29 protein-coding genes are annotated in these 25278 nt (G+C 44.0%); 6 read left to right on the forward strand and 23 right to left on the reverse strand.

Annotated features, from left to right (window positions below; genetic code table 11):
• Positions 1-6: 6 nt before the first annotated feature.
• The 17 genes from gspJ to FTV42_RS03565 form a co-directional block, all read right to left on the reverse strand.
• Entirely contained in the window at positions 7-648 is a 642-nt protein-coding gene (gene gspJ, locus FTV42_RS03485; RefSeq protein WP_180037421.1) for a type II secretion system minor pseudopilin GspJ, read from the reverse strand.
• The gene (gene gspI, locus FTV42_RS03490) at positions 645-1196 is read right to left on the reverse strand and encodes a type II secretion system minor pseudopilin GspI (protein ID WP_253158774.1); all 552 of its coding nucleotides are present in this window, start codon (positions 1194-1196) and stop codon (positions 645-647) included. The genes gspJ and gspI overlap by 4 nt, the downstream gene beginning before the upstream one ends.
• Complete coding sequence (locus tag FTV42_RS03495; protein ID WP_180037425.1) at positions 1186-1737, reverse strand: type II secretion system protein; 552 nt, start codon at positions 1735-1737, stop codon at positions 1186-1188. The genes gspI and FTV42_RS03495 overlap by 11 nt, the downstream gene beginning before the upstream one ends.
• Before the next feature lie 9 nt (positions 1738-1746).
• Positions 1747-2361, reverse strand: coding sequence for a TetR/AcrR family transcriptional regulator (locus FTV42_RS03500; protein WP_004278873.1), 615 nt, complete (start codon positions 2359-2361; stop codon positions 1747-1749).
• 41 nt (positions 2362-2402) lie between these two features.
• Positions 2403-3176, reverse strand: a complete 774-nt coding sequence (locus tag FTV42_RS03505) for a TatD family hydrolase (RefSeq protein ID WP_004278875.1) — start codon at positions 3174-3176, stop codon at positions 2403-2405.
• Positions 3177-3203: 27 nt separating this feature from the next.
• Positions 3204-3545 carry a PilZ domain-containing protein gene (locus FTV42_RS03510; RefSeq protein WP_004278877.1) on the reverse strand — a complete coding sequence of 114 codons (342 nt, stop codon included), beginning with the start codon at positions 3543-3545 and terminating at the stop codon, positions 3204-3206.
• A 15-nt stretch (positions 3546-3560) separates the two neighbouring features.
• Complete coding sequence (locus tag FTV42_RS03515; protein WP_180037427.1) at positions 3561-4541, reverse strand: DNA polymerase III subunit delta' C-terminal domain-containing protein; 981 nt, start codon at positions 4539-4541, stop codon at positions 3561-3563.
• Positions 4542-4555: 14 nt separating this feature from the next.
• The gene (gene kdsB, locus FTV42_RS03520; protein WP_180037429.1) at positions 4556-5317 is read right to left on the reverse strand and encodes a 3-deoxy-manno-octulosonate cytidylyltransferase; all 762 of its coding nucleotides are present in this window, start codon (positions 5315-5317) and stop codon (positions 4556-4558) included.
• 12 nt (positions 5318-5329) lie between these two features.
• The gene (gene lpxK / locus FTV42_RS03525) at positions 5330-6334 is read right to left on the reverse strand and encodes a tetraacyldisaccharide 4'-kinase (RefSeq protein WP_180037432.1); all 1005 of its coding nucleotides are present in this window, start codon (positions 6332-6334) and stop codon (positions 5330-5332) included.
• A gap of 3 nt (positions 6335-6337) precedes the next feature.
• Positions 6338-8065, reverse strand: a complete 1728-nt coding sequence (msbA, locus tag FTV42_RS03530; RefSeq protein WP_180037434.1) for a lipid A export permease/ATP-binding protein MsbA — start codon at positions 8063-8065, stop codon at positions 6338-6340.
• On the reverse strand, positions 8065-8487 hold the full coding sequence (locus tag FTV42_RS03535; RefSeq protein WP_004278885.1) for a biopolymer transporter ExbD: 423 nt from the start codon (positions 8485-8487) through the stop codon (positions 8065-8067). Before FTV42_RS03535 ends, msbA begins: the two co-directional genes overlap by 1 nt.
• A 10-nt stretch (positions 8488-8497) precedes the next feature.
• Positions 8498-9136: a MotA/TolQ/ExbB proton channel family protein gene (locus tag FTV42_RS03540; RefSeq protein WP_004645474.1), complete on the reverse strand. Its 639-nt coding sequence runs from the start codon at positions 9134-9136 to the stop codon at positions 8498-8500.
• A gap of 32 nt (positions 9137-9168) precedes the next feature.
• Positions 9169-10056 (reverse strand): ParB/RepB/Spo0J family partition protein, encoded by an 888-nt coding sequence (locus tag FTV42_RS03545; RefSeq protein WP_004731487.1) that lies wholly within the window; start codon positions 10054-10056, stop codon positions 9169-9171.
• Positions 10053-10835 (reverse strand): ParA family protein, encoded by a 783-nt coding sequence (locus FTV42_RS03550; protein WP_004278889.1) that lies wholly within the window; start codon positions 10833-10835, stop codon positions 10053-10055. The genes FTV42_RS03545 and FTV42_RS03550 overlap by 4 nt, the downstream gene beginning before the upstream one ends.
• 25 nt (positions 10836-10860) lie before the next feature.
• Positions 10861-11493 carry a 16S rRNA (guanine(527)-N(7))-methyltransferase RsmG gene (gene rsmG, locus FTV42_RS03555; RefSeq protein WP_004278890.1) on the reverse strand — a complete coding sequence of 211 codons (633 nt, stop codon included), beginning with the start codon at positions 11491-11493 and terminating at the stop codon, positions 10861-10863.
• Between the two features lie 85 nt (positions 11494-11578).
• Positions 11579-12268 (reverse strand): N-acetylmuramate alpha-1-phosphate uridylyltransferase MurU, encoded by a 690-nt coding sequence (murU, locus tag FTV42_RS03560; protein WP_180037436.1) that lies wholly within the window; start codon positions 12266-12268, stop codon positions 11579-11581.
• Positions 12269-13282, reverse strand: a complete 1014-nt coding sequence (locus FTV42_RS03565; protein ID WP_180037438.1) for an aminoglycoside phosphotransferase family protein — start codon at positions 13280-13282, stop codon at positions 12269-12271.
• Between the two features lie 121 nt (positions 13283-13403).
• Between FTV42_RS03565 and FTV42_RS03570 the strand changes: the two genes are divergently transcribed.
• The gene (locus tag FTV42_RS03570; RefSeq protein ID WP_180037440.1) at positions 13404-15857 is read left to right on the forward strand and encodes an LPS-assembly protein LptD; all 2454 of its coding nucleotides are present in this window, start codon (positions 13404-13406) and stop codon (positions 15855-15857) included.
• Positions 15857-17164, forward strand: coding sequence for a peptidylprolyl isomerase (locus tag FTV42_RS03575; protein ID WP_180037442.1), 1308 nt, complete (start codon positions 15857-15859; stop codon positions 17162-17164). Before FTV42_RS03570 ends, FTV42_RS03575 begins: the two co-directional genes overlap by 1 nt.
• Before the next feature lie 119 nt (positions 17165-17283).
• On the opposite strand, the gene hfq is transcribed toward FTV42_RS03575, so the two are convergent.
• The 4 genes from hfq to tsaE form a co-directional block, all read right to left on the reverse strand.
• Positions 17284-17814: an RNA chaperone Hfq gene (gene hfq / locus FTV42_RS03580; protein ID WP_148334401.1), complete on the reverse strand. Its 531-nt coding sequence runs from the start codon at positions 17812-17814 to the stop codon at positions 17284-17286.
• A 91-nt stretch (positions 17815-17905) separates the two neighbouring features.
• Positions 17906-18850 carry a tRNA (adenosine(37)-N6)-dimethylallyltransferase MiaA gene (miaA, locus tag FTV42_RS03585; RefSeq protein ID WP_004645483.1) on the reverse strand — a complete coding sequence of 315 codons (945 nt, stop codon included), beginning with the start codon at positions 18848-18850 and terminating at the stop codon, positions 17906-17908.
• Positions 18851-18856: 6 nt separating this feature from the next.
• Complete coding sequence (gene mutL / locus FTV42_RS03590) at positions 18857-20824, reverse strand: DNA mismatch repair endonuclease MutL (protein WP_180037444.1); 1968 nt, start codon at positions 20822-20824, stop codon at positions 18857-18859.
• Entirely contained in the window at positions 20814-21293 is a 480-nt protein-coding gene (tsaE, locus tag FTV42_RS03595; RefSeq protein ID WP_004645485.1) for a tRNA (adenosine(37)-N6)-threonylcarbamoyltransferase complex ATPase subunit type 1 TsaE, read from the reverse strand. The genes mutL and tsaE overlap by 11 nt, the downstream gene beginning before the upstream one ends.
• A gap of 126 nt (positions 21294-21419) precedes the next feature.
• Between tsaE and FTV42_RS03600 the strand changes: the two genes are divergently transcribed.
• The 3 genes from FTV42_RS03600 (at position 21420) to FTV42_RS03610 (ending at position 23332) form a co-directional block, all read left to right on the forward strand.
• A complete protein-coding gene (locus FTV42_RS03600) occupies positions 21420-22328 on the forward strand; it encodes a pseudouridine synthase (RefSeq protein WP_180037446.1) in 909 nt (302 codons plus the stop codon).
• Between the two features lie 115 nt (positions 22329-22443).
• Complete coding sequence (locus FTV42_RS03605; protein ID WP_086044694.1) at positions 22444-22791, forward strand: type II toxin-antitoxin system RelB/DinJ family antitoxin; 348 nt, start codon at positions 22444-22446, stop codon at positions 22789-22791.
• 97 nt (positions 22792-22888) lie between these two features.
• Positions 22889-23332, forward strand: coding sequence for an N-acetyltransferase (locus FTV42_RS03610; protein ID WP_005106546.1), 444 nt, complete (start codon positions 22889-22891; stop codon positions 23330-23332).
• Positions 23333-23375: 43 nt separating this feature from the next.
• Here FTV42_RS03610 and FTV42_RS03615 read toward each other — a convergent pair whose 3' ends face one another.
• Positions 23376-24083: a pseudouridine synthase gene (locus tag FTV42_RS03615; protein ID WP_180037448.1), complete on the reverse strand. Its 708-nt coding sequence runs from the start codon at positions 24081-24083 to the stop codon at positions 23376-23378.
• A 140-nt stretch (positions 24084-24223) separates the two neighbouring features.
• On the opposite strand from FTV42_RS03615, the gene FTV42_RS03620 reads away from it, so the two are divergent.
• Positions 24224-24676 carry a DUF441 domain-containing protein gene (locus tag FTV42_RS03620; RefSeq protein ID WP_086044693.1) on the forward strand — a complete coding sequence of 151 codons (453 nt, stop codon included), beginning with the start codon at positions 24224-24226 and terminating at the stop codon, positions 24674-24676.
• Between the two features lie 259 nt (positions 24677-24935).
• Here the strand turns inward: FTV42_RS03620 and FTV42_RS03625 are convergent, their stop codons facing one another.
• Positions 24936-25262 carry a gamma-glutamylcyclotransferase family protein gene (locus tag FTV42_RS03625; RefSeq protein WP_085064566.1) on the reverse strand — a complete coding sequence of 109 codons (327 nt, stop codon included), beginning with the start codon at positions 25260-25262 and terminating at the stop codon, positions 24936-24938.
• Positions 25263-25278: the final 16 nt, after the last annotated feature.

Here is a 25278-nt window from a genome sequence, read left to right on the forward strand (position 1 = left end):
TTCTTATTATTCTGAGCTGGGTTGACCGGTGTTCTGAGTATCAAGCAAAAAGTCCGTATTCAATAAACTGAACATCCATTCATAACTTACACCATTCACGGTTAAATTGATTTTAATCCCTTTAGGCAAACGCTGTTTATGCTCTAACTGATTCAGATCAGCAGAAGCATCCGGCCATTGCGTGAGTTCATTCGGATTAAGTACGATGATCTGAAATTGTTCCACTTCCGACAATAAAACACTGGATTCGGGCTGATCTTGACCTGCCTGATTTAGATTCCGGTATTTCAAGCGATAAAGTTTCTGCTCATCGGCTCGATACTGATATTCAATGCGCTCATCTGGGGAAATCCCTTCTTCTAAAGGATCAGTTACCCCGGTTTTACTGAAATTAAAGCGTCCGTTCTGCAGCACCAGAGCCGGCTGAATATCCCCATTGATATTGGCCGTTAAGGGTACTGCCTGTACGGTATCTCGAAGAATCTGCTGATAGGTTTGCTGTAGCTGACCTAAACGCTGCTCATGAATCACATTCTGATCTTTGGTTTTGACAATATAATCAAAAACTTTCCAGCCCAAAGCAGACAGCACCGCAAAGATTACAATGGCGACCATTAATTCAACTAGGGTAAATCCTTTAGGCTTCATGGGGTATTGTTCATGCGATGATTAAAGAACATCAGGCTGCTGATGCCAGATTCAACCTGACCACTGTCCTGATTAACCAGACTAATCTGCAATTCGATTCGCTGAACATTCGGACTGACCGTCAGTTCGCTGCGCTTGTCAATCTGCCAGGTTTCACCTTGCTGGGTCAGCTGTTTGGAAGCCGTCCCTTCCATCCATTCCTGATTGATTTCCATTTGCGCCACTTCATTTAAGGCAACAAACTGTGCTTTGGTACGTAGAATGGCATTCGAGGTCGACTGGGTATATTGCATTGCGACTTTGGTCAGGGTCATAGCTGCGGTTGCAAAAATTGCCAAGGCCACCATGACTTCCAACAAAGTAAAACCTGAGGCACGATTAAGTCGAGTAACACTCGACCTGAGCGACATTGTCGCGCAAGAAAGTCCGATAGCAGCGCAAGACGAAGTCCTATGCTTGCAGCACACATGATCAAATCCATGAACACTCGCCTTAAACAACTTGATTACACCAGACCCAGCGCTCTGCTTGAAATATCTAGATTTCATTGATTTTACCCAGATGATCAATCTCAATCGCAGCACCCACTTCACGGTCTTCTAAAAAGAACTGAATCCGCACCGGTTTGACTTCACCATTGCCGAGCCAGATCAATTGAGGTGAATTTGCCTGAGTCAGGTCACGGTTTTGTGCCTTGGCGTAACGCTGCTGTTCCAGTGCCTGAATCTGAAAGGAAATATGATCAGGCAAACTACGCAATTTAAAATCTGCATAATTTTGCCATTTCTCATTTTGCAGGTTCGGTTCAGTCTGCGCTGCCGAACGATATTCTATAATTCCATAGCGAAATGGCGTGACATCTGTCGCTGATTGAACGTCAAGCGCGAGTATTCTGGATTGGTCATTAGCCTCGCGTAGCACCCGTTGCAAGTCCACCAATAAAATTTCCCGTGCCTGCATCGCTTTGCGCTGATCGACACCACTGGTATTCAGCAGCACTAGTGAAGCCATAATTCCCATAATCACAATCACCACCATCAATTCGATTAAGGTAAAGCCACGAACTGCACTGTGAGGTGATCTGATCATAGGACAACCTTAGACAAACTGGTCGGCAGAATGCACCTGCTTGGGCAAAGCCAGCGCCTGATCGATATAGGCCACACGCAAGGTATCGCGTGAACCCAAGTAACGCTGATAGAAACTGGAATTGAGAATTGCGGCTGCACCATGGGTCAGCGACCAGATCGACGCTAGATAATCGCGTACCGACATGCGGCTGTTGATCGATGCCAGATAAGTTTCTGTCATACGGATAATCAGGCGTAAGCGCTGTTTGCGCACCTGATAAAGTTCGCTAAACAGGTGCTGGATTCCAACCCCAGTCGTCGACAGGCGTTCTTCAATTTGATGAAACAGCACAGTACGTTCAGGATGATGCAAATGATGCAGCATAAAGAAGGCCAGATGTTCAGGAAAGGCTTTATCGCTATCCTGAATCATTTCCAGCAACATGCGCTCATTTCGGATAATCAGCAGCATGTATAGTTCATCTTTACTCTGGAAATGTTTATAAAGTGTCCCTTTGGCCAGATCAAGCTCGGCGGCAAGCGCATCAAGCGTCATTCCTGCTTCACCATTTTCTAACAGGAGTTGCTCTGCTACTTGAAAAATCAAGGTTTCTCTTGCTCGAAACTGAGCTTGACGATCCATCTTCACCCTATAAACTCTCTTTGTACTTTATATAACTTTATTTACTTTAAATTCAGAAGATTTTCAAAGTTCTGCTTTGTGATATAAGCCATTTCTTCCAGTGACTTATCATATACATCGCAAAGCGCTTTGGCTACATAAGGAACGTATTTAGGCTCATTAGATTTGCCACGATACGGCATTGGCGCAAGATAAGGACTATCGGTTTCAATCAGCACACGATCCAGCGGAACCTGTTTGGCGACATCACGCAGATCCTGCGCATTTTTAAATGAAACAATTCCGGAAAATGACACATAATAACCGCAATCCAGTACTGCTTTTGCGGTTTCCCAGTCTTCGGTAAAACAGTGCAAAATCCCGTGAGTCGATTTTTCCGCCCGGATAATATCGACAGTATCATGCTTGGCGGAACGGGTATGAACAACTACAGGTTTTTTGGTGATTTGTGACGCATGGATATGCCGGGCGAAACAGGCTTTTTGCTCTGCAATAAAATCGGTACTGTGGTAATAGTCCAGACCTGTTTCACCGAGCGCCCAGACTTTCTCCGGTTGTGCCAGCTCGACCAGATATTCAGTCGTGGCACGCGCCATGGTTGCAGCATCTTCGCAAGGATGTACGCCAACGGTATAGCCGACATCTGCATGACGCGCGGCAATTTTGGCCAGCTCGATATGATCATCCAGATCGACCGAGATACTCATGAATTTGGAAACACCGGCTTCACGAGCCTGAGCCAATGCTTGGTCCAGATCACCATGATATGGTGTCAAATCAAGCAGAGTTAAATGACAATGAGTATCTACAAACACGATGCGTTCCTACCAAGGGTAAATTAACTACATAGTGTAACTTTTACGTCCTTCAGATTTAAGACCCGCAACCAGACGATCTGCTTCATTTTTGAAATAAACGCCTTTTTCACCGCTTAACTGGATGCCAAAGCCTTGGGGCTTGATGCCATTCTGCTTTTGCGAGACCCAGATGACTTTACCAGTTAAAGGAATTTTCTGGGTCTGGTCAGGCAAAGTTGTCAATACAAAAACTTCTTCGCCCAGTTTGACCGGCTGCTTGGAAGGAATAAAAAGCCCACCACCCACAACATAAGGCATATAGCTGGCAAACAGTGTTTCGATGTCAGGAATATTGGCCTGAATAATACCGCCCATACGTGGTTGCATGTGATTTCCCCTTAATTAAAGATTCATCAGCTTGATAAACAATTCATCAATAACCAGATTGCTTTGGACATTCTGCTCGAGGTATTGCTTGGCTTGCTGAAAATCCTCATAAATTTTAAAAAGTGCTTCTAATGAATATTGTTCGGCAAGCACATTGAATTCAAGGTCAATGTTTTTCACCGTCTGATTTAGCTTGACACAAATTAAATCGGACAACAAGTATTCAAACATTTGAGCAAATTCACCAAAACTCAGGCTTTTATTCCATTTGGTCGCAATTGCCAGTGGCATATTTTTTTGAATGACCAGTTTTTGCCAGTCTTGCAGGAATTCCTGACGTAGTGGCAGCCAGGCACTTTGTGCAACCTCTAGTGCCTGTAACGGCATCTGATTGGACAGGTTCATCAATAACTGTTGTTGGCTAGCACCTGCATCTGGGAGCTGATTCTGGACATAATCGCTAAATTGTTCTGCGGAAATCCGGTCCAAAGCAAAATACTGCAAACGACTGCGTATAGTCGCGGGCAATTTTAAATAATGATTCGCCAGTAAAATAATGACCGTATTATTACCGGGTTCTTCCAGTGTTTTGAGTAAGGCATTGGCAGAGGCAATATTCAAGGCTTCTGCCGGCTCAATCACAATCACGCGCCAGCCATCTACAGTCTGTTGCACAAAAGGCAGCAGATCGCGAATCTTCTCGATCTTGATTTTGGCATTCTGTTTTTTATTGTCGTCATCGGTACTGATATGCACATAGTTGGGATGGGTGTCTGCCTTTAACCATTGACAGCTACTGCATTCACCACATGGCCCGGCAGGCTGATGATTCAGGCATAACACCCAAGCCAGAAACTGTTGGGTAAACGCTTCTTTACCACAGCCTTTTTTTCCATAAAACAATAAACCATGTCCAAGCTTGGGAAAGCGCCCGGTCAGGGTTTCCCAAACCTGTTGCTGCCATGGATAGATATGTGCATTGACATCAAAAGGCATGTATTTGACTCTTCTTAGGCAAAATGGTAAAGATCCATCTGATTCAGGCGATCCAGATCTTCCTGAGTATCTACCCCTGGCGGCAAATTGGCTTCAGCCACCGCAATGGCAATACGGTGTCCATTTTCCAGTACCCGTAACTGTTCTAGAGATTCCAGTTTCTCCAGCACACCCATTTCCCAGGTCACATATTCTTGCAACAGTTTTACCCGATAGGCATATAGACCTAAATGACGATAGGCCTGATCATGCAGCTTCGGTTCAGCGAGTTTCGCGCCATCACGGTCATAAGGAATGGTAGCACGGCTAAAATACAGTGCCTGCTGCTGTTTTGACATGACAACTTTTACAATGCTGTCGCGTTTGAATTCATCCAGTTGATGGATCGGCTCACATAGCGTCGACATGGAAGATTCAGGCTGATCTTCCAAGAGTTGAGCAACCTGTTTTACCAGTTGCGCCGGCAGTAAAGGTTCATCCCCCTGTACATTGACAATAATGTCCTCACTGGCCCAGCCTTTGATTCGAGCCACTTCACTCAATCGGTCTGTGCCTGAAGGATGATCCGCCGAGGTAATCACCACATCAATGCCTTCAGCACGGCAAACGGCGGCAATACGCTCATCATCAGTTGCCACACACAGATCGTCAAAACCTTGCACTTTTTTGGCTTGGTCCACTACCCGCAGAATCATGGGACGACCATGAATTTCCAGCAAAGGTTTACCCGGTAAACGTGAACTGGCGAAACGTGCAGGAATAACAATGTGTTTCATAATGAATGAGCCTTAAGAAATTTGAATACCGTATTGTTGTAACTGTTGCTGCAAGACTGTATAGCAGGCTGGCGATAGGACTGCATCGACTGGCACCACCCAAATATCCTGTTTAAAATCTGGATATTGTTTAAGTAGCGCCATAATTTTTATTGCGTCTTTTTCAGTCGTAATGATCGGATTACTATCATCAAACTGTAAATCCTCAATGTCATAGTCATGATGGTCGGGAAACTCATGACACTGAAATTGTTCTATGCCTAAATTTTGCAAGGTCTGATAAAACCGCTGTGGAAAGCCAATGCCGACTACCGCATAAAAAGCCGCTTGAGGATCAAAGATTTTAGTGCTGTCCTGATTGAGCAAATAAGGCTGTGATGCAGCCAGATGCATATTCAGTTCAGAGCTTGGGTTAGCCGAATGCTCAATTACGGTTCCGGTTTTTAGCCGTGTTACAGGTTCGCGCAGATAGCCTTCAGGTAAAAGCTTTTGATTACCCAGACCGCGATTATTATCCAGCACAATCCACTCAATCTGGCGGTTCAAGGCCCAGTGCTGCAGGCCATCATCACAGATAATCAGATCCAGTTCATGTTTGTGCAATAATAACTCGATACTTTTCTGCCGGTTAGGACCAACTGCCATCGGCACGCCTGTTGCCTGTACAATCAAGGCAGGCTCATCTCCGACAATCTCCGGCAAGGTATTAAAGTCGACATAGGCAGGAAATGGACCTTGACCGCCATAGCCTCGACTGATCACGCCTACCCGAACATTTTTCTCGATTAAATAATCCACCAGATGAATCAGCAAAGGTGTTTTACCGCTACCACCGACCGTGATATTGCCAATCACCATAACGGGAATCGGTGCACTATAACTTTTTTTAATGCCTTTTTGATAAAGCCAGTGATTGCTGACAAAACCCAGGCGATACAACCATGACAAAGGACGCAGCACCACCAGCCACTTTGCCTGTGCATTCCAAGCATCCTGAATGATTTGTGCCAGTGCCATAAGTTACTGTTCCTCAAAGTTACGCTGATGCAACTGATAATAAGCACCATGTAGCGCAATCAGTTCGGCATGACTGCCCTGTTCAACAATACGGCCCTGATCCATGACCACAATACGATCAGCATTTTCAATCGTTGATAAACGATGTGCAATTACGATGGTGGTACGGTCCTGCATGGCTTTATCAAAGGCACGCTGAATAAAGTATTCCGACTCGTTATCCAGCGCACTGGTTGCTTCATCCAGAATCAGAATAGAGGCATTTTTCAAAATTGCTCGTGCGATGGCGATGCGCTGACGCTGACCACCAGACAGGTTTAAACCCTGGGCACCCAGCTGAGTATCATAACCTTGCGGCAATGCCATAATAAAATCATGCGCATAGGCTGCCTTTGCTGCCGCGATAATATCTTCATCGGAAGCACCTTCAAGCTGACCATAAGCAATATTTTCCCGCACGGTACGGTTAAACAGCACCACTTGCTGATTCACCATGGCAATCTGGGTTCGCAAGGCGGTAATTTCAAAATCTTCAATCGGTTTCTGATCCAGCAGGATCTGCCCCGAAGTTGCATCCTGATAACGCACCAGCAGATTCACCAGAGAACTTTTTCCTGCACCAGAACGTCCTACCAGCGCTACTGTTTCACCGGCCTTGACCTGCAAATTAAAGTCATGAATAGCATGATGGCCATCATCATAAATCAAGTTGACATCTTTAAACTCGATATCGCCTTTCAGGCTATCCGTTAAAGTCCCGGTATTTTTTTCTTCAGGCATATCCAGCAATTCAAATACCGAATGAGCCGCAGCCATACCACGTTGAATTTTTTCATTGATATCCGTCAAGGCTTTGATCGGTCTTGCCAGCATACCCGCCGCAGTAATATAAGCGACAAATTCACCCGCAGAGGTATCACCCAGAATTTGCGGACGCAAGGCAATAAACATCACAATACTCAGTGAAATCGACATGATCAGCTGAACCACAGGACTATTCAACTGTTGTACAGCGACCATTTTCAAGCCACGACGCAAGTTTTCCAGCGAGTTCTGTTTAAAGCGTTTCTGCTCATAACTTTGCCCTCCAAAACCCTTGACGATCAGGTTGGCATTCACCGTTTCCTGCACCACATGGTTTACATCACCCATGGTGTCTTGCACTTGCTGCGATAATTTACGCATCCGTCTTGCAGCTTTACTGATAATAAAGCCAATGACGGGTGCAAAAATCAGGATACACATGGTCAGACGCCAGTTGGTATACAACAGGTAGCCTAATAATGCCAGAGTGATCAAACCTTGTTGCAACAAGGTTCTTAGGGCTTCAGTTGAAGCAGCGGTTAGCTGTTCAACGTTATACATGATTTTGGCAGTAATATGCCCGCTGGTATTGTCCAGATAATACTGGGAAGGTAAACGCAGCAATTTTGCAAAAACTTCCTGACGGATATTGAATACCAGATTCCGGGAAATTACCGCAGTAAAATATCCACCCATGAACAAACCCAAGCCCCGGAAGAACATGAGTATGACCACTAAAAACGGGAAAAGTGATGTGAAACTCTGGTCTTTATTTTGAATCGCCTCAATAATATATTCCAGTAATTTAGCGACAGAAACTTCCGTAGCCGCATTAATAGAAAAACCCAACAGGACAAGCAATGCAATGCCCCAAAACGGTTTTAAATAACTTAAAAGGCGAAGATAGACCTTAAAATCGTGCTTCACTAATAACCTCGGGTGGGTACTTTGGTACTGATATTAATATTTACAAATCCGAGCTGCCCGGCCACGTCCATGACACGAATCACGTCCTGATGGCTGGCTTTTGCGTCAGCTGCAATGACAAACATTAAATCACGGCGTTCATTAGAAATCTGTTTAATTGCAGTATTTAAATCCGCGACTTCCTTACTGGCCAAGGATTGACCATTGACTGCGTAATGACCATTGGCATCCACAATCACTTCGACTTTTTGATCATAGCTTTTAGGCGGTACACCCTGCGCATCAGGCAAGGTCAGATTCATTCGGCTCATTTGGCTAAAAGTCGTCGATAACAGCAAAAAGACCAGAATAAACAGCAGACAATCAATCATCGGTGTCAGATTAATATGTACATCTTCCACCTGGTTGCGTTTGAATTTCATCATCCGCCTCCTAGCTGGCTTTTTGCATGTCTTGGTCTATGTCTGCATGATTGCGATAAAAAAGATCCGCATGAAACAAAGTCGCTTGCTGTTCAAGTTCAGCCACATATTCCTGAACCAGACGCTGAAAATAACGGTGCGCAAACAGTGCAGGAATTGCAATCAACATACCGGCTGCCGTGGTAATTAAAGCCTTGGAAATACCCGGCATCATCAATACCGGATCACTCCCGGTACCTACATCGATCATCAGGAAAGATTCAATAATCCCAAGTACAGTTCCCAATAAACCGAGTAAAGGCGCAACTGCACTCAAAGTTCCCAGAAAATTAATGTTTTTTTCCAGATAACCAATTTCCTGTGATGCCACCACTTCCATCTGTGCGCGAGCATACTGCTCACCTTGCTGCTTGCTGGCATAGCCTGCAGTAAATACCCGACCCAAAGTGCTTTGCTTTAAGGCCGCACTTTGATTCATTTTTTGCATGACTTGTGCTGTATTTTGCGAAGGCCCCATCAACAGTGTCAACGGAAGTACTGCATTCTTTTTCAGGCGAATCAGACGCTCGATCGAAATCGCCAGCATAAAGATAGAACACAAGACCAGGGGCAGCATAAGCCAGCCACCTGCTTTAACCAATTCCCACATCTAATTTATTCCCCAATAAAAAAATATATAAATTATTCATCTTCTAAAATAGAAAGAATGCCATCCAGCTCTTCTAAAGAGTGATAGCTAATAACCAGTTTCCCTTTACCTTGCTTGTTATAGTCAATTTTAACATCTGCACTGAAACGCTCTGAAAGGCGCTGAGTCAATTGCTGAATATCCGGTGCTACAGCTTCTTTTACTTTTTCTTGTTTAGGTGTATTGAAATCACGGACTAACTGCTCGGTTTGACGAACAGACAGACTTTTTTCAATTACGATATCTGCAACTTTGAGCTGATCTTTAGCTTTTAAGGTTAAGATCGCACGTGCATGCCCCATATCCAGCAAACCCTGCTGCATAAAGTCTTTCACTTCTTCTGCCAGGCTAAGCAGGCGAAGTAGGTTACTCACTGTCGTACGCGCTTTACCCACGGTATCTGCAATTTCCTGATGGCTTAAGCCAAATTCTTCATGGAAACGTTGCAGAGCCATCGCCTGATCAATCGGATTCAGATCCTGACGCTGGATGTTTTCAATCAAGGCCAGTGCAATCGCAACCTGATCATTCAGATCACGTACAATCGCAGGAACCTCGGTCAAACCCGCCAGCTGTGCAGCACGCCATCGACGTTCACCCGCAATAATCTCGTATGGATAGCGTTCATCGTCAACCGGACGGATCACGATGGGCTGCATGATGCCATGCTTTTCAATCGATGCCGCCAGTTCCTGCAAATCCTGCTCGTTAATATAACGGCGCGGCTGATATTCACCGCGCTTGAGCAAGTTCACATCGATCTGTTTTAGCTGACCATGGTCAAGACCTTGAGCTTCGAGTTGTAATTTTTCTTTTTGAATTGAGCCTAGCAAGGCATCCAAGCCACGACCTTTGGCGAGTCCACGTTTCTTGACGGTCATGCTTTACTTCCTTTTTTCACTTTGCTTTTCTTTAATACTTCAGCTGCCAGATTTAAGTAAGCAACTGCACCCTTTGAGCTTTTTTCAAAATAAATCACCGGCAAACCGTGTGCTGGCGCTTCAGCCAGACGAATATTTCGTGGAATTACGGTTTCATACAGTTTTTTACCGAAATATTGTTCTAATTCTTCAGAGACATCACGGGTTAAGGCATTACGTGCATCGTACATGGTGCGTAATACACCGACAATTTGCAGGTCCGGATTCAATGCTTGCTGAATCCGATCGATGGTTTGGGTTAAATCCGCCAGACCTTCCAGTGCATAATATTCACACTGCATTGGAATCAGCACACCATCCACGGCTGCCAAAGCATTGACAGTAATCAGGCTAAGACTCGGTGCACAATCAACAATAATATAATCAAATGAGGATTCAATTTCCTGCAATGCATCCCGTAAAATGAACTCGCGCCCTTCCTGCTCTGCAATCGCCAACTCAACCCCAGCCAGATCACGGTTTGCCCCAAGTACCTTGTAACCGACTTCCGCCTTAGATATCGCCGTTTCAATCGGCACTTCACCCAGCAACACATCGGTAACCGAATACAGCAGGTCATTCTTCTGAATGCCAGACCCCATGGTCGCATTACCTTGCGAATCCATATCGACCAGCAAAACACGTTTTTTTAACACAGCTAAAGATGCCGCCAAATTTACTGCGGTTGTGGTTTTACCTACACCACCTTTTTGGTTTGCAATCGCAATAATTTGTGCCATGTTGCCCCCAATCCCTTTAAAAATCTTAAATACGTTTTAATAGAAGTAAATGACGCTGTTCGTCTAAGCGCGGAACTTTAAGTTCAATAATCTCACAACTAAATTCATTTTTTAAAGTAGCAACTTCATCTTCAGGAATTAAGCCTTTCATTGAGGCAATAATCGTTTGTTCGTGCATATATGGCTTAGAAGCATCGACAAAGTCTGTTAATGATGCAAAGGCACGACTGGTAATCACATCAAATTGACCCAGCTCATTGATGCTGTCTTCGTTTTCTACACGCGTTTGCACGGCAATAACATTTTTAAGTTTTAAGTCAGCAATAAACTGCTTGAGGAAACGAATTTTTTTACCGTTAGAATCCAGTAATACACATTCACGCTCAGGCTGACATAAAGCAATGATCATGCCCGGCATACCGCCACCTGTACCGATATCCAGCAGTCTGCCTACAGGCAAGTCCTTTAAAATACTTAAACTGTCGAGCAGATGCTTGACCAGCATTTCTTTAGGATCACGGATTGCAGTCAAATTGTATGCTTTGTTCCACAACACCAAAGCATCCTGATACTTGAGTAATAAATTTAAAGCTTCATCAGATAGCTCTAAACCCAAAGCCTGGCTACCCTGCTTTAGTTCTTGAAAAAACATGTGCATAAACAATCTACGCTCGAAAAAGTTAGGTGGAAGTATACCGTTTTCTCTATATTGGCACAGTAGGCAGTGCTTAGCGAATATTCACTTAAGCAAACTTCCCTTCATGGATCGCTGTATCCAGTGCCGTTAAACGCTCCGGGGTTCCCACATCAACCCAAATGCCTACCAATTTAGAAGCGGCAACCTGCTGATTCTGCATTGCCGCTTTTAGCAATGGCGCTAAAGGACGCTTGCCAGTCTCTAAGCCTTGGAACATCTTTGGATCAAGCACGGATACACCACTAAAAGTCAGGTTTTCACCTTCGACTTGCTGATCAAAGGTATAAGCTTTCCCGGCTGCAAGCGTAAAATCACCTTCAGGATGTTGTTCAGGGTTCTGCACAAGTACGAGATGCACCAAATTATCCTTTAGATCAATATCCAGTAAAGGAGCAAAATCCATCGTGGTCCAGACATCACCATTTAACAGAATAAAAGGTTCATCACCGAGTAGCGGCAAGGCATTAATGATTCCTCCAGCGGTTTCCAGACCTTCACCCTCATGTGACCAAAGGATGTTGATGCCAAATCGTGAACCATCGCCCAAAGCTTCTGCGAGTTTTTCACCGAGCCAAGCCGTATTGATGACAATTTCAGTAACACCGATCGCAGCCAGTTTCTCTATATGCCAGACAATTAAGGGCTTGCCCCCAACTTCCAGCAAAGGCTTTGGCGTATGCAGCGTTAGCGGCCGCATACGATTACCGAGTCCTGCGGCCAAAATCATCGCTTTCATTCAGGCAGCCACCTCATATGAGCCATATTTAGCTTCAAATGCAGGCATCACTCTGTCACGCATAAACTGCATGAATGGCTCTAGTTCTGCATAAGCCTTAGATTCTTCAAGCAGATACCACATCACACGTGGTAAGTCCTTGAGATAACCTGACTTGCCATCACGTTCAAACAGACGCACAAAAATACCTAAAATCTTGATATGACGCTGAATCGCCATCATGTCGGCGTCTTTTTTAAACTGTTCAAAGTCACGCTCTTCTTTAGCAGATGCTGGCAACAAGTCATAAAAGTTTTTGAACCAGCGATACACACGATCGGCATTCCACTGTACATAGGCATCACGGGTAATCGAGATCAAGTCATAAGTATCCGCACCAATCACAGCATCCTGAAAATCAATCACACCGAGTTCGGTTTCATTGTCGATTTTCATCAAGTTACGACTATGGAAATCCCGATGCACGATCACCTGTGGCTGTGCCAATGCGGCATTCGCCAAAATCGCAAAAGTGCGTTTGATCAAGGCGCTTTCTGATTCAGTCAGTTGAACCTTTAACGCTGGCAGCATCCAGTCAGTCAGCAATTCCATTTCTGAGATCAGTTTTTCATAAGAATATGCTGGGAAATGCCCTTCTTCAGCAATCGATTGCAGCTGAATGAGCTGTTTAAAACTTTGTTCATAATAGGCATCTACAGTCTCGTCATTCAGCAGATTCGACAGCAGCACATCACCAAAGTCTTCGAGCAGTAAAAAGCCATTTTCCAGGTCTTTTGCCACGATATGCGGAACACGCACGCCATGTGCATCAAAAAACTCATCTATCGTCACAAAAGGCACACAATCTTCTTTTTCTGGTGGTGCATCCATCAGCATAAATGTTTTATTATTCAGTTTGATTCGTGCATAACGACGGAAGCTGGCATCACCTGCTAAAAAATGAGTTTCAAATTGATCTGAACCGAGTACAGAGGCAATCCAAGATTGTATCAATTGTTCGCGTTGTGTATTCATTTGCAATTAATTCTAATACAGGCTGAGTTTTTAAAGTGCTAAGTGTAGCTACTTATCAACTTTTTCTCTATGATGCGACAATAATTAATTGCGATAAAAGCATGATTGGTTAATGAGACAAATGAAGCATCACTTTAAAATAAATCCTCTAGCGACTGCGATCTTAACCCTTTTATGTGGCAGCTCAGCCTCCGGCTATGCTGCATCAAATGTCTCGTCCGATGTAAATGCAGAACAACTCAAACAGCGCATAAATGAGACCTATCCAGGTGAAGCATTCTTTTCGCAATACTATGTCGACAAATCCTCAGCTGAAGCACAGCAGCGGCAGGAAAAATACTTAAGTTCGGCTTATTGTGAAGGCACCTGGGTGACCCCGATTGCCCCAGATGCAGCAACCGTTGCGCCAGATCAGGCTACATCCACCATTACTGCAGATTATGGACACTACAATCCAGCAGGTGACTCTTATTTAGAAGGCAATGTCATCATTGACCAGCAAGGTCGCCAGATTCGTGCTGAACGCGTAACGATTGATCAAACCCAGACCTATGCCAAAGCAGAAGGTCGGGTACAACTTGCTCAGGGTGGCCTGCTCTCACAAAGTGATGATATTAATTATAATTTAAAGACCCAAGAAGGCGACCTAAATAACAGCTTCTATATTGCCGAGCAGCAACATGCGCATGGTCGGGCAGAAAAGATCGCCAGAACCTCGACCGAGACGGTAGAACTGGAAAATGCGACCTATACCACCTGTCCACCTGAGCAAAAACCAACCTGGAAAATTCAGGCAGAAAAGATCAAGCTGAACCAGGAAACCGGACGTGGTGAAACCCGGAATACCAAGTTGTATGTTAAAGATGTTCCGGTTTTAGCGGTTCCCTATTTCAACTTCCCGATTGATGACCGCCGCACTACCGGTATTCTGACGCCGACATTTGGCTTTACCAATGATGGTGGTCTGGAACTGGGTGTTCCGGTTTACCTGAATTTAGCACCACAATATGATGCGACAATTACGCCGCGTTATATTGGCGATCGTGGGGTAATGCTGGATGGCGAGTTCCGTTATCTGACTGAGAATTATGGTGAAGGCCGTATTTGGGGAGGTTATTTACCTTCCGATGAAAGCTATAGCGACGAAGACCGTAAAAGCCTGCATTTCTTACATAACTGGCAGATCAATAATCAGCTTTCCACCAACCTTGAATATAACTACGCTTCAGACAAAGATTACTTTGCCGATCTGGACAATAACCCGAACTCTAAAACTGACCTGAACTTACGCCGTGCCTGGGAAGTCAATTATAAAAATGGTATTCCTGGCTTAAAGGCACAATTCAAAGTCGAAGACTTCCAAACCCTAGATCCAACTGTACTGGATGAAGACCGTCCTTATGCACGTTTGCCACAGCTTTTAGTCAATTACAAAACTGGCAATCCATTGGGATTACAACTTGAGTTTAATAACGACACAGCATATTTCCAGAAGGATCTGAGAAATTTCGCTGATACTAACCCAACGGGTGAGAAGGTATATCAACCGAGTGGTACACGGATCTATAATGACTTTTCCGTGCGTTATAATCATTTTACCCCGTGGTCATTCTTCATTCCTCAGGCGACTGTACGCAACATCAATACTTTCTATGATGAAAAAACCCAAAGCCGTAGCGCGTCTAGTGAAAATAATTCAATTGTAGTGCCACAATTCACGCTGGACACCGGCTTAATTTTTGAAAAAGAAGGTACGTATCTACAGACCTTAACGCCTCGTCTGTTCTATGCGTATTCACCTTATGAGAACCAGCAGAATCAGCCAAACTTTGATTCAGTCGTCGCTTCGATTAATTATGATCAACTTTTCAGTGCGCGTCGCTTTTATGGTAATGACCGCCTGGAAGACAATAACTTTGCCTCCTTAGGTCTGAGCTATAGCCTATTTAATGAAGAAGGTCTGGAGCGCCTGCGTGCCAGCGTTGGACAGAGCTTTTTCTTTGAAGATCGCCGTGTAACGTTGGAAAATGATGCAGATGAATTCGACCGTGAAAGTCATACTGGCCCTGTAATTCAACTGACCAGCCAGCTGTCAAATAATGTTCACGTTAATCTGAACTCAAGCTGGATGTCGAATGGATCGAATGCCCAACGAGATTTGCAGGTTTATTATACCGGTGAGCAAGGCAATCTTTATAACCTAGGCTATTTCTATCGCAAAGATATTCCGAACCGTCAAAAGAGCTATGATCATGTGGTGGGTTCATTTATCCAGCCGATTGCCAACAACTGGCGTCTGGTTGGACATGCCCAGTTTGACCTCGACAATAGTGTCGCACGGGAATATTTACTTGGCGTGAACTATGAGTCATGCTGTTGGGGAGTTTCTGTTTACGGTCGCTCATATTACAATGACTTAGACGACGTTAATGATTCAAGCGTCAAAGCCAAACGCGCTATTATGGCCGAAGTCAGCCTGAAAGGCTTAGGTGGGTTAAGCAGCAAACTCACCTCATTACTAGAAAATCGTATTCTAGGTTTTAACAATATCAATCAAACTTGGACAGAACGTTAATGAAGACAAAACAGTTAAAACAAATTTTTAAAGCAACCGCACTTGCGCTATGCCTTTCTTCAGCGATGACGACTTTTGCTGTTGCCCAACCTAAAGATGAAGTTGTAGCTGTAGTCGACAATAGTATCATTCTACGTAGTGACCTGGCTCAAGGTGTAGCCGAAATCTCACATCAGCTGCAAAAACAGAAAAAGGCAGTTCCACCACAACAAGATCTTGAGCAACAAGCTTTAGAGCAACTGATTATTCGTCAGGCACAGCTTGAACAAGTTAAACGTTATAATATTCGTCCAGATGAAAAAGCTTTAAATGAAGCCGTCCTGAAAGTTGCCCGTGATTCTGGTTCACCGAGTCTGGAAGCATTCCAGCAGAAACTGGATGCCATGGCGCCCAATACCTATGCTTCTTTACGTAACCGTATCGCTGAAGATTTAGCACTGAATCGTTTACGTCAACAAATCGTGACTTCACGTATTCAAATTACAGATCAAGATGTTAAAAACTTCCTGAATACCCCGCAAGGTCAGGCTTTGCTTGGCAGTCAGGTCCATGTACTGCATTTACGGGTAAGCGGTGAAAATGCTGAACAAATTGCAACAAAGGTAAAGCAAGAATTAAATAGCAGCAATGACATTCAGGCGATCAGGAAAAAGTACAGCACTGGCGGCGTTAAAGTCGAAGCTGCTGATATGGGTGTGAGAAACCTGTCAGAAATTCCGGCAGAACTGGCTGCACGCGTGACCACCCTGCAACCGGGTCAAACTTCTGAACTGATTCCTGTCGCTGATGGTGTACATGTTCTGAAGCTCTTGGAACGTAAAGGTGGCGAACAGAAAGCCCTTGTTCCTCAATATTTAACACGACACATTCTGATTCAACCGTCTGAAGTGGTCAGTCCTGAAAATGCCAAACAAATGATTGATAGTCTGTATAACCGCCTCAAACAAGGTGAAGATTTTACTGTTTTAGCTTCAACGTTCTCCAATGATACTGGCTCGGCTCGTGATGGCGGAAGTCTTGGCTGGGTTAGCCCAGGGGTAATGGTACCTGAATTTGAACAGCAGATGAAAAGCACCCCAGTAGGTCAGTTCAGTAAACCATTTCAATCCCAGTTTGGCTGGCATATTCTGCAAGTGAGTGAAACACGCCAACAAGATATGACACAGGAATATCAGGAACGTATGGCTCGCCAATTGCTTGGTGAACGTCAATTTGATGCCGAATTAGATAGCTGGTTACGTGAAACGCGCAATAATGCTTATGTAGAAATCAAAGATCCTCAACTGGATCCTAAACGTAACCGTTAAGCCTTACCATAATCCTAAAAAGCCAACGACATCTCGTTGGCTTTTTATTTAAAAAACTTAAAACGTACAGATATAAAAAAACCTCTCATATAGAGAGGTTTTTTAATTTTCAAACTCGATTAACGATTGTTTTCATCGTCTGAAGAGTCTTCAAATTTAGTGTCGTTGTCAAAACCAGTGCCTTGACCACCAAAGCCAGCACCTTGACCACCGAAGCCACCTTGACCACCGAAGCCAGCACCTTGACCACCGAAGCCGGCACCTTGACCACCAAAGCCACCGCCTTGACCGCCGAAGCCACCTTGACCACCGAAGCCGCCGCCTTGACCGCCAAAACCACCTTGACCACCGAAGCCGCCAGCACCTTGACCGCCACCAAAGCCACCTGCAGCACCTTGACCACCGAAGCCCGCACCTTGTGGACCAGCAGGCGCGCCAGCAGGACGTGGATTACGTGCAGGTACTACAGTAGAAATTGCATGCTTATAAACCATTTGGCTTACTGTATTTTTTAATAAAACCACGTATTGGTCAAAAGATTCGATATGACCTTGTAATTTAATACCGTTTACCAGGAAGATAGATACTGGGATACGTTCCTTACGGAGAGAATTCAAGAATGGATCTTGTAAAGTTTGACCTTTAGACATGTTATAACTCCAAAAAAATTAAAAATCAGCGCAAAAACTATCTCTATTTTTCAATTAAAAATTATAAAAAAGATAGTCCCTAAATTTTGCTTTATCCGTGACAGTTTCGCAAGTCTTCTTGAGCCTGCTGTAGCGTAAAATATGTTGTAAATTTATGCTTTTCTTGCAAAGACCTTAACCACGTATATTGACGTTTTGCAAGTTGTCGTGTCGCAAATAAAGCTTTATCCTCCATTTCCCGTTGCTTTTCCTTGGTTTTATCAGCATTTTTTAAGAATTCCATAGCCTGACGATAACCCACTGAACGCATGGAAGGTAAATTTTCATTAAAATCGTATTTTTCAATTAAATTCACAACTTCATTTAAAAAACCGCTTTTCCACATAATTTCCAGACGTTGTTCAATACGCCCATGCAATTCTAACCGATCTGGCATCAGTGCATAATTATGGAAACTGTAACGATATGGTAAGTTTTTAGGTTGTTCTGCCTGTAGTTTTGTAATCGGCTCACCAGTCAATTTAAAAACTTCCAAGGCTCGAATAATGCGCTGCTTGTCGCTAACCTTGAATTTTTCACCGGCAATCGGATCGACTGCACATAATTCTGCATAAACCGCTTCCCAGCCCTCCTGCTCACCCTTGGCTTCAATCTCTGCCCGGATAGCATAGTCTGCACTTGGTAGGTTATCTGACAAACCTTCAAGCAAGGCCTTAAAATACAGCATGGTTCCGCCAACCAGAATCGGGGTTTTACCACGCACATGAATATCATCAATCAGGCGGCAAGCATCTTCGACAAAGTTGGCTGCAGAATACACTTCAAGTGGACTAATAATATCAATCAGATGATGCGGATAGCGCGCCAGTTCCTCTTTGGAGGGCTTGGCTGTACCAATGTCCATTTCCCGATAAACCAGTGCAGAATCGACCGAAATCAGCTCAAATCCCCCTTGCTCATACAGTTCACATGCCAAAGCGGTTTTACCACTTGCAGTTGGCCCCATTAAATTGATGACCGGCAATTGATTGGACATGTAAAACTACTCTCCTCGAGCAAAAAGTTTATCTAGTTGAGCCAATGGAAAGGCGCGCCAAGTCGGACGACCATGATTACATTGACTGGCAAATTCGGTTTGTTCCATCTGCCGTAATAAAGCATTCATTTCAGACAAACTTAGGATACGATGCGCTCGCACTGCACCATGACAGGCCATTCCCGCCAAAATTTGGTCACGCTTCTGCAATAGGCTTTGTGCTTGATCCCCCGGATCTAAATCATTCAATAATTCAGGAATCAGGGCATCGAAATCGGCCTTGTGTAGAATAGCCGGTACACCACGTACGATAACTTGCTCATCACCATACTGATCGATTTCCAGCCCCAAACGTGCCAACTGCTCTTTCAGCTCTTCGACACGCATGGCCTGCATCCGGCTAATATTCACGACTTTTGGAATGAGCAATTGCTGTGATGTCCAGAATTCAGGTTTATCCCAAGCCGATTTCATTTGCTGCAAGACAATACGCTCATGCGCCGCATGCATATCCACAATAATCAGACCTTCGGTATTTTGCGCCAGAATATAAATGCCATGTAACTGGGCAATAGCAATGCCCAATGGATGCTCATCCACTTTAGTGTTTACATGTGTCTGAAAAGACTGCTCAGGGCTGAATATTTCGGTTTCCGAACTTTCTCTGAGCGGTGCTAAATAACTTTGCAAGGCATTATTCAGCTGCTGTGAACCAGAATAAGATTTACGGTAATCTTGGGAATAATGCACTGTTTGTGGACCTGAAGATGCAAAATCGGTCAGCACATCTGAAGTTTCATTTTCACTTAAGGCAGATGTCGTTCTCACCACCTGTGGCTGAGAATGCGCAGTCTGATGCAGGCTGAACTGTTCCTGATAACGCGGTTGCGGGGCCATCAAGCCAGGCTGCTCATCCTGTTTCATTGCCTCGGCTAAATCTGCAGTTGCGGTCTGGAATTGTGCCAACGTTTCTTTGGCATAATGCCGTACGAACTCATGTACTTCTCGTTGATTCAGGAAGCGAATTTCATGCTTGGTCGGATGGACGTTTACATCCACATTTTCTGGATCAACTTCCAAAAACAGTAAATAAGCCGCATGCTGATGTCCATGCAAGATGCCGTCATAGGCCATCCGCAAGGCATGAGAAATGGTTTTGTCTTTGACAATCCGGCCATTCACATAGACATATTGCAGATCTGCCTGTGAACGCGCATCCGAAGGATGACCAAGCCAGCCAGACAAATGCATGTTGATACTGTCTGCATCCATCCAGTAGGCATTTTCAGTAAACTGGCGGCCAAGCAATTGCTGTACCCGCTGAAAACGCAAAGCGCCGCTATCCGCCACGGGTAAATTCAGTTTGATGCTTTCATTATGTTCTAGCACAAAACGGATATCAAAATGCGTCAGTGCCATACGGCGCACAATTTCTTCGATATGACCAAATTCAGTGCCCGGTTTTTTCAGGAATTTACGTCGTGCAGGCACATTAAAAAACAAATCCTGAACCCGGATATGCGTCCCTTTTGAGGCCGCAACAGCCTGAATTTCCTGATGATCAAAAGCCGTGCCATTGACTTCGACCTGATAACCGATACCCTCGTCACTTTGACTGCTGATCATGGTCAGGCGTGAAACTGCTGCTATCGACGCCAGTGCTTCGCCACGAAAGCCCAGACTGCTAATCGCATACAGTTCATCAGCACTCTGGATTTTGCTGGTGGCATGACGCATCACGGCCAGCGGTAAATCCTCATGATGAATTCCGCGTCCATTGTCGATGATTTCAATTAAAGTACTGCCGCCCTGTTCGACCCGAATGATCAGCTCTGTCGCCCCCGCATCAATCGAGTTTTCCAGTAACTCCTTGACCACAGAAGCCGGACGTTCAATCACCTCACCTGCGGCAATCTGGTTGGCAAGTGCAGGATCAAGGGCACGAATACGGCGCAGACTTAAATCATTCGACATGTGAAAATTGACGCTCCAGAGCCTCTCGTAAAGCAAGATTCGATGAAATCAGGCTTGCAGTACGGGTAAGTTCATCTTCAGATTTTAAAATTTCAATAATCAGGTCAGCTTGCGGAATTTCATCACCACCTTTAGATGGCCATTCAAATAAAAATAGCGCATTCGGTGTTTCCAGATAATCCCGGATTCCCATCAGTTCCAGTTCATACGGATCATTCAGACGATACAAGTCAAAATGAAAAATATCCTGACCATTAATTTGATAGGGTTCGACCAGTGTATAAGTTGGACTTTTCACTGAACCTTTATGACCCAGCTGTTGCAAATAATAACGTGTTAACGTCGTTTTTCCTGCCCCTAAATCACCGATCAGATATACGACTCCCGCAGGGAAATTTTCTGCCAGAACCTTGGCTAGTTTTTGGGTATCGTCTTCATGATTTAAAGTGACATTAAATGAATAAGGCATATTACTCACGACATGATGCAAAAGAATAAATATGATAGCATCGCCACGCTTTAAAAGCCTATTCACCCGTGTGAGAAACTGTATTTTTTCACAGCATCTGCTCCTTAAGAGGTTAATCTGCCTGCCATGCAACCAACTGTTGAATTTAACCCGCCCATGCTGAATGGGGTCAGTGCCAGTAAAGTGTTTTTGCCAGCCAGTCCGGATGCACCCCTGACAGTTTTTGCTTATTTATGCACGCAATTTGCGCATATCGCAGCAGATGAATGGCAATCCCGTTTCAACGAGGGTCTGGTCTATGATGCTCAGGGCAATCAATTAAACACAGAAAGTCCATTTCAGGCCAATAGTCACTGTTTTTATTACCGTTTTTTGGCACATGAAGTGCATGTTCCTTTTCAACATCAGATTTTATTTGAAAATGAGCATTTCATGGTGGTCGATAAACCGCATTTTTTGACCATGAGTCCGACCGGACAATATGTGCAGGAAACGCTATTGGTTCGGCTTAAAAAGCAGACCTGTAATGAACATTTGACGCCGATTCACCGACTGGACCGTGAAACGGCAGGTGTGGTCCTGATTTCCAAATGCGTGGAATCACGTGGCCTGTACCAGCAGTTATTTGCTACACATCAAGTGCAGAAGACTTATCATGCGATTGCGGCGTATAATCCTAGTTTAAAATTCCCATTGGTCACACGATTGAGAATGCAAAAAGGTCAGCCTTTTTATACCATGCAAGTCCTAGACGGAACGCCGAATAGCGAGACGGCTATTGATCTGCTGGAACACAACACAGAATGGGCCAAATATGAGCTAAAACCACATACTGGCAAGCAGCATCAATTACGGGTGCACTTGAATCATCTAGGTATTCCGATCCGTCATGATCCCTTTTACCCTCGAGTAGCGCACAAGGTGGAAGATGATTTTTCTACACCTTTAAGTTTATTGGCCAAACATATTCAATTCATCGATCCGATCACGCAGAAAAGCATGAATTTCAGCTCCCAACTTGAATTGACACTGTAAATCGCTTGTCATTACAGATTATTTTCTAAAATCGGTCGCTTTAAGATTGAATTTCAAACGTAATTGATTAGAATAAAGGCGAAAAGTTAAGTAATTTAAAGCTTTAAAAAATATTATGAGAAAAACTGAAGTTTATCAAATTCGCTTGGACTCGCAAGAGAAGAAACAAGCCTTTGCGGTATTTAAGCAATTGGGGATTACGCCAGCTCAGGCCGTGCGTCTTTTTTTCAAGCAGGTGGTGATTACCAAATCGATCCCCTTCTCGATTGAAAACCAGAATATCAATCTGGAACAGCTGATCCGCTTGCGCAAGCTAAAACAAAATGAAGCGAAAACCGAGCAAAATTCGCTTTCTAATTCTGCTTTGAATCTAATGGATGAGCAGGAAATTGCATTGGATGATGATCATCTTGATTTATTTGAAGAACTGAATGCCATTTTGGGTGAAAGCGACAAAATTTAACATTGTTGCATTTCCGAACAATTTCTAAAGCCTGCCACTCATAAACTTCGCTATGCTTGATGCTGATAATCAATAAAAAATTAGCATGGAGTATGCAATGCTCGTACGACGCGCCCAGTCAGCAGACCTGAATCAGCTGGCGATATTATTTGATGAATATCGACAGTTTTATGGTACGTCTTCCAATCCTGAACTCTCTTACCAATTTTTAAAACAGCGTTTTGAAGATGGGCAGACTGTTATTTTTATCAATACCAAAGATGATACTTTTACCGGCTTTATCATCCTTTATCTGGGTTTTTCTTCGGTAGCCTGCTCGACCTATTATATTCTGGATGATGTCTATATCACCCCGGTTTTTCGGCGTCAGGGCGCAGCCAAACAACTGATTGATACCGCGATTTTATTTGCCAAACATGAACAGGCCTTAAGAATTACCTTGGAAACCCAAAAAAATAATTATCAATCGCATAAATTGTACGAATCTATGGGATTTATCAAGGATGATGAATTTCAGACCTATCACTGTTTCCTGAAATAGGCACCAGTCTTTTTAATCACCTTTCAAGCGAATAAAAAATTTATTATTCTGAGCGGAATTTGGCCTGCGCCACCTGTTCTGCATTTAAATACAGCCATTCCCCTTCAACCAATTCAAGTAAGGCCAAAGCACCAATCTGTGCACGATGTAGCTGTTCAACTTTATTACCTACTGCAGCCAGCATACGCTTCACCTGATGATAGACGCCTTGATGAATGGTCATTTGCAGACGATTTTCAGCCAATCGTGTCACTTCGGTAGCTGAAAAAATGCCTTTTTCATTTCTTAATTCAACACCTTGTTCTAGTTGCTGAATCTGTTCATCCGTGACGGCATCCGCAGTTTGCATCTGATAAACTTTGGCGACATGCTTTTTCGGATGGGTGAGCGCTTGCAGAAACTGTCCATCATCGGTCAGCAATAACAGTCCGGTGGTATCCTGATCCAGACGGCCTACACACTGAATCCCCCGATTCAACAGAATGTCATCAAACAGGTCAAACACACTAAAATGATGCGTCGCCTGATGCGAACACTCGTAGCCTTGTGGTTTGTTTAAGGCGATATAAACTTTTTCCCGATAGGTATGACTTTTACCATAAACCTCGAAATTTAAGTTATTCAAATCCAGTTTATGTTTGGGATTATCAATCACTTCATCTTGAATTGAAACAGCACCATTTTTAATCAGTTGCTGACAATGCTTGCGGGAGCCGAAACCTTGTGACTGCAACATTTTTTCCAATAGCATCTGTTTATACCTGTATCGAGTGAAGACCTGTGCATTCTATCCTGAATCAGTCATGAATTTGGTTTCTTCCGCTGTTTTCTAGGTATCATGCGTTGAAAAGCTCTACAATAGCTTTATTTTTCACTCTATCTCTCCCACTTATGTCGCAACTTGATCTGAATCTGATTGTTCTTTTGGTTTTACTGGCTTGCGGTATTTTCAGTCACAATAGCGCCGTCACCATTGCTGCAGCGGTGTTAATTGTTTTAAAAATCACGCCTCTCAGCAGTTTATTGCCTTATGTACAGGCGCATGGTTTAAATATCGGCATTATTATTCTGACCATTGGTGTTCTGACACCGATTGCCAGTGGCAAAATTTCAGGAGAAAGTATTCTCAAATCTTTCCTGAGCTGGAAGTCTTTGCTGGCAATCGCGATTGGGATCTTTGTCGCTTGGCTGGGCGGACGTGGAGTGAAGCTGATGTCAAATCAGCCAGATGTGGTGGCCGGACTGTTATTAGGCACAGTGGCTGGTGTAGCAGTATTACGCGGTGTTCCAGTCGGTCCTTTAATTGCGGCTGGGATTTTATCGTTATTGATTAGTACACAATAAATGTAAAAATCATCAGCGCGTATTCCCAGTATGCAATAATTTCTCAAAAATACATCACATGACCGGAAATATGCAGACCACCCGTTGATTATCTTGCGCTAAGCTCTAAAGCAATGCTTCAGGCTTGCTCAGAAGATACTATCAGATCAACGGAATACTTTATTAATTCAATCTTTTGGAACCAAGTCAAAGGAAAGTTATGATCTTTGAAGCTCTGACCTGATAAAAATTTGAAATTCAATAAATGACACACCCCAGTCTAATCTTTCAAAGCATAGACCAAACTTTCTATCGTCTGACCATTTTCCAAATATACTTTAACCGGGATACGTTGATATTCATCGCCTTCAAATGCATCCAGCTCATCCCAATATTGGGGAAGATTCTCGGATATGAATACATAACCCGGAACAATCTCTCCCGAATCACTGAGCTGAATACCCGGGCTACCCAGCTCAGCACCCCAACCACGCTGCTGCAAATACCCACGAATATAACCGGCTTTCCAGCTCCCCCCAATCCGCTCCATGACAGGGGCATTGGGTTGCTGCGGACGAAGCGTGCCGTATACGAATAAACTGTGCATCTTAAGAACTCTTAAA

This window comes from Acinetobacter sp. YH16052 (genome assembly GCF_013417155.1).
Lineage (GTDB): Bacteria > Pseudomonadota > Gammaproteobacteria > Pseudomonadales > Moraxellaceae > Acinetobacter.

Coding starts and splice junctions, on each gene's coding strand:
- FTV42_RS03495 (WP_180037425.1), bottom strand. CDS start 1,737: ATGATCAGATCACCTCACAGTGCAGTTCGTGGCTTTACCTTAATCGAA.
- mutL (WP_180037444.1), bottom strand. CDS start 20,824: ATGTCGAATGATTTAAGTCTGCGCCGTATTCGTGCCCTTGATCCTGCA.
- FTV42_RS03515 (WP_180037427.1), bottom strand. CDS start 4,541: ATGCCTTTTGATGTCAATGCACATATCTATCCATGGCAGCAACAGGTT.
- FTV42_RS03565 (WP_180037438.1), bottom strand. CDS start 13,282: ATGAATACACAACGCGAACAATTGATACAATCTTGGATTGCCTCTGTA.
- FTV42_RS03570 (WP_180037440.1), top strand. CDS start 13,404: ATGAAGCATCACTTTAAAATAAATCCTCTAGCGACTGCGATCTTAACC.
- FTV42_RS03605 (WP_086044694.1), top strand. CDS start 22,444: ATGAGAAAAACTGAAGTTTATCAAATTCGCTTGGACTCGCAAGAGAAG.
- miaA (WP_004645483.1), bottom strand. CDS start 18,850: ATGTCCAATCAATTGCCGGTCATCAATTTAATGGGGCCAACTGCAAGT.
- rsmG (WP_004278890.1), bottom strand. CDS start 11,493: ATGCACATGTTTTTTCAAGAACTAAAGCAGGGTAGCCAGGCTTTGGGT.
- FTV42_RS03545 (WP_004731487.1), bottom strand. CDS start 10,056: ATGACCGTCAAGAAACGTGGACTCGCCAAAGGTCGTGGCTTGGATGCC.
- murU (WP_180037436.1), bottom strand. CDS start 12,268: ATGAAAGCGATGATTTTGGCCGCAGGACTCGGTAATCGTATGCGGCCG.
- FTV42_RS03500 (WP_004278873.1), bottom strand. CDS start 2,361: ATGGATCGTCAAGCTCAGTTTCGAGCAAGAGAAACCTTGATTTTTCAA.
- FTV42_RS03575 (WP_180037442.1), top strand. CDS start 15,857: ATGAAGACAAAACAGTTAAAACAAATTTTTAAAGCAACCGCACTTGCG.
- FTV42_RS03600 (WP_180037446.1), top strand. CDS start 21,420: ATGCAACCAACTGTTGAATTTAACCCGCCCATGCTGAATGGGGTCAGT.
- lpxK (WP_180037432.1), bottom strand. CDS start 6,334: ATGGCACTGGCACAAATCATTCAGGATGCTTGGAATGCACAGGCAAAG.
- FTV42_RS03510 (WP_004278877.1), bottom strand. CDS start 3,545: ATGCAACCACGTATGGGCGGTATTATTCAGGCCAATATTCCTGACATC.
- FTV42_RS03550 (WP_004278889.1), bottom strand. CDS start 10,835: ATGGCACAAATTATTGCGATTGCAAACCAAAAAGGTGGTGTAGGTAAA.
- FTV42_RS03625 (WP_085064566.1), bottom strand. CDS start 25,262: ATGCACAGTTTATTCGTATACGGCACGCTTCGTCCGCAGCAACCCAAT.
- kdsB (WP_180037429.1), bottom strand. CDS start 5,317: ATGAAACACATTGTTATTCCTGCACGTTTCGCCAGTTCACGTTTACCG.
- gspJ (WP_180037421.1), bottom strand. CDS start 648: ATGAAGCCTAAAGGATTTACCCTAGTTGAATTAATGGTCGCCATTGTA.
- FTV42_RS03535 (WP_004278885.1), bottom strand. CDS start 8,487: ATGAAATTCAAACGCAACCAGGTGGAAGATGTACATATTAATCTGACA.
- tsaE (WP_004645485.1), bottom strand. CDS start 21,293: ATGCCTTATTCATTTAATGTCACTTTAAATCATGAAGACGATACCCAA.
- FTV42_RS03615 (WP_180037448.1), bottom strand. CDS start 24,083: ATGCTATTGGAAAAAATGTTGCAGTCACAAGGTTTCGGCTCCCGCAAG.
- FTV42_RS03540 (WP_004645474.1), bottom strand. CDS start 9,136: ATGTGGGAATTGGTTAAAGCAGGTGGCTGGCTTATGCTGCCCCTGGTC.
- hfq (WP_148334401.1), bottom strand. CDS start 17,814: ATGTCTAAAGGTCAAACTTTACAAGATCCATTCTTGAATTCTCTCCGT.
- FTV42_RS03620 (WP_086044693.1), top strand. CDS start 24,224: ATGTCGCAACTTGATCTGAATCTGATTGTTCTTTTGGTTTTACTGGCT.
- FTV42_RS03610 (WP_005106546.1), top strand. CDS start 22,889: ATGCTCGTACGACGCGCCCAGTCAGCAGACCTGAATCAGCTGGCGATA.
- gspI (WP_253158774.1), bottom strand. CDS start 1,196: ATGAAATCTAGATATTTCAAGCAGAGCGCTGGGTCTGGTGTAATCAAG.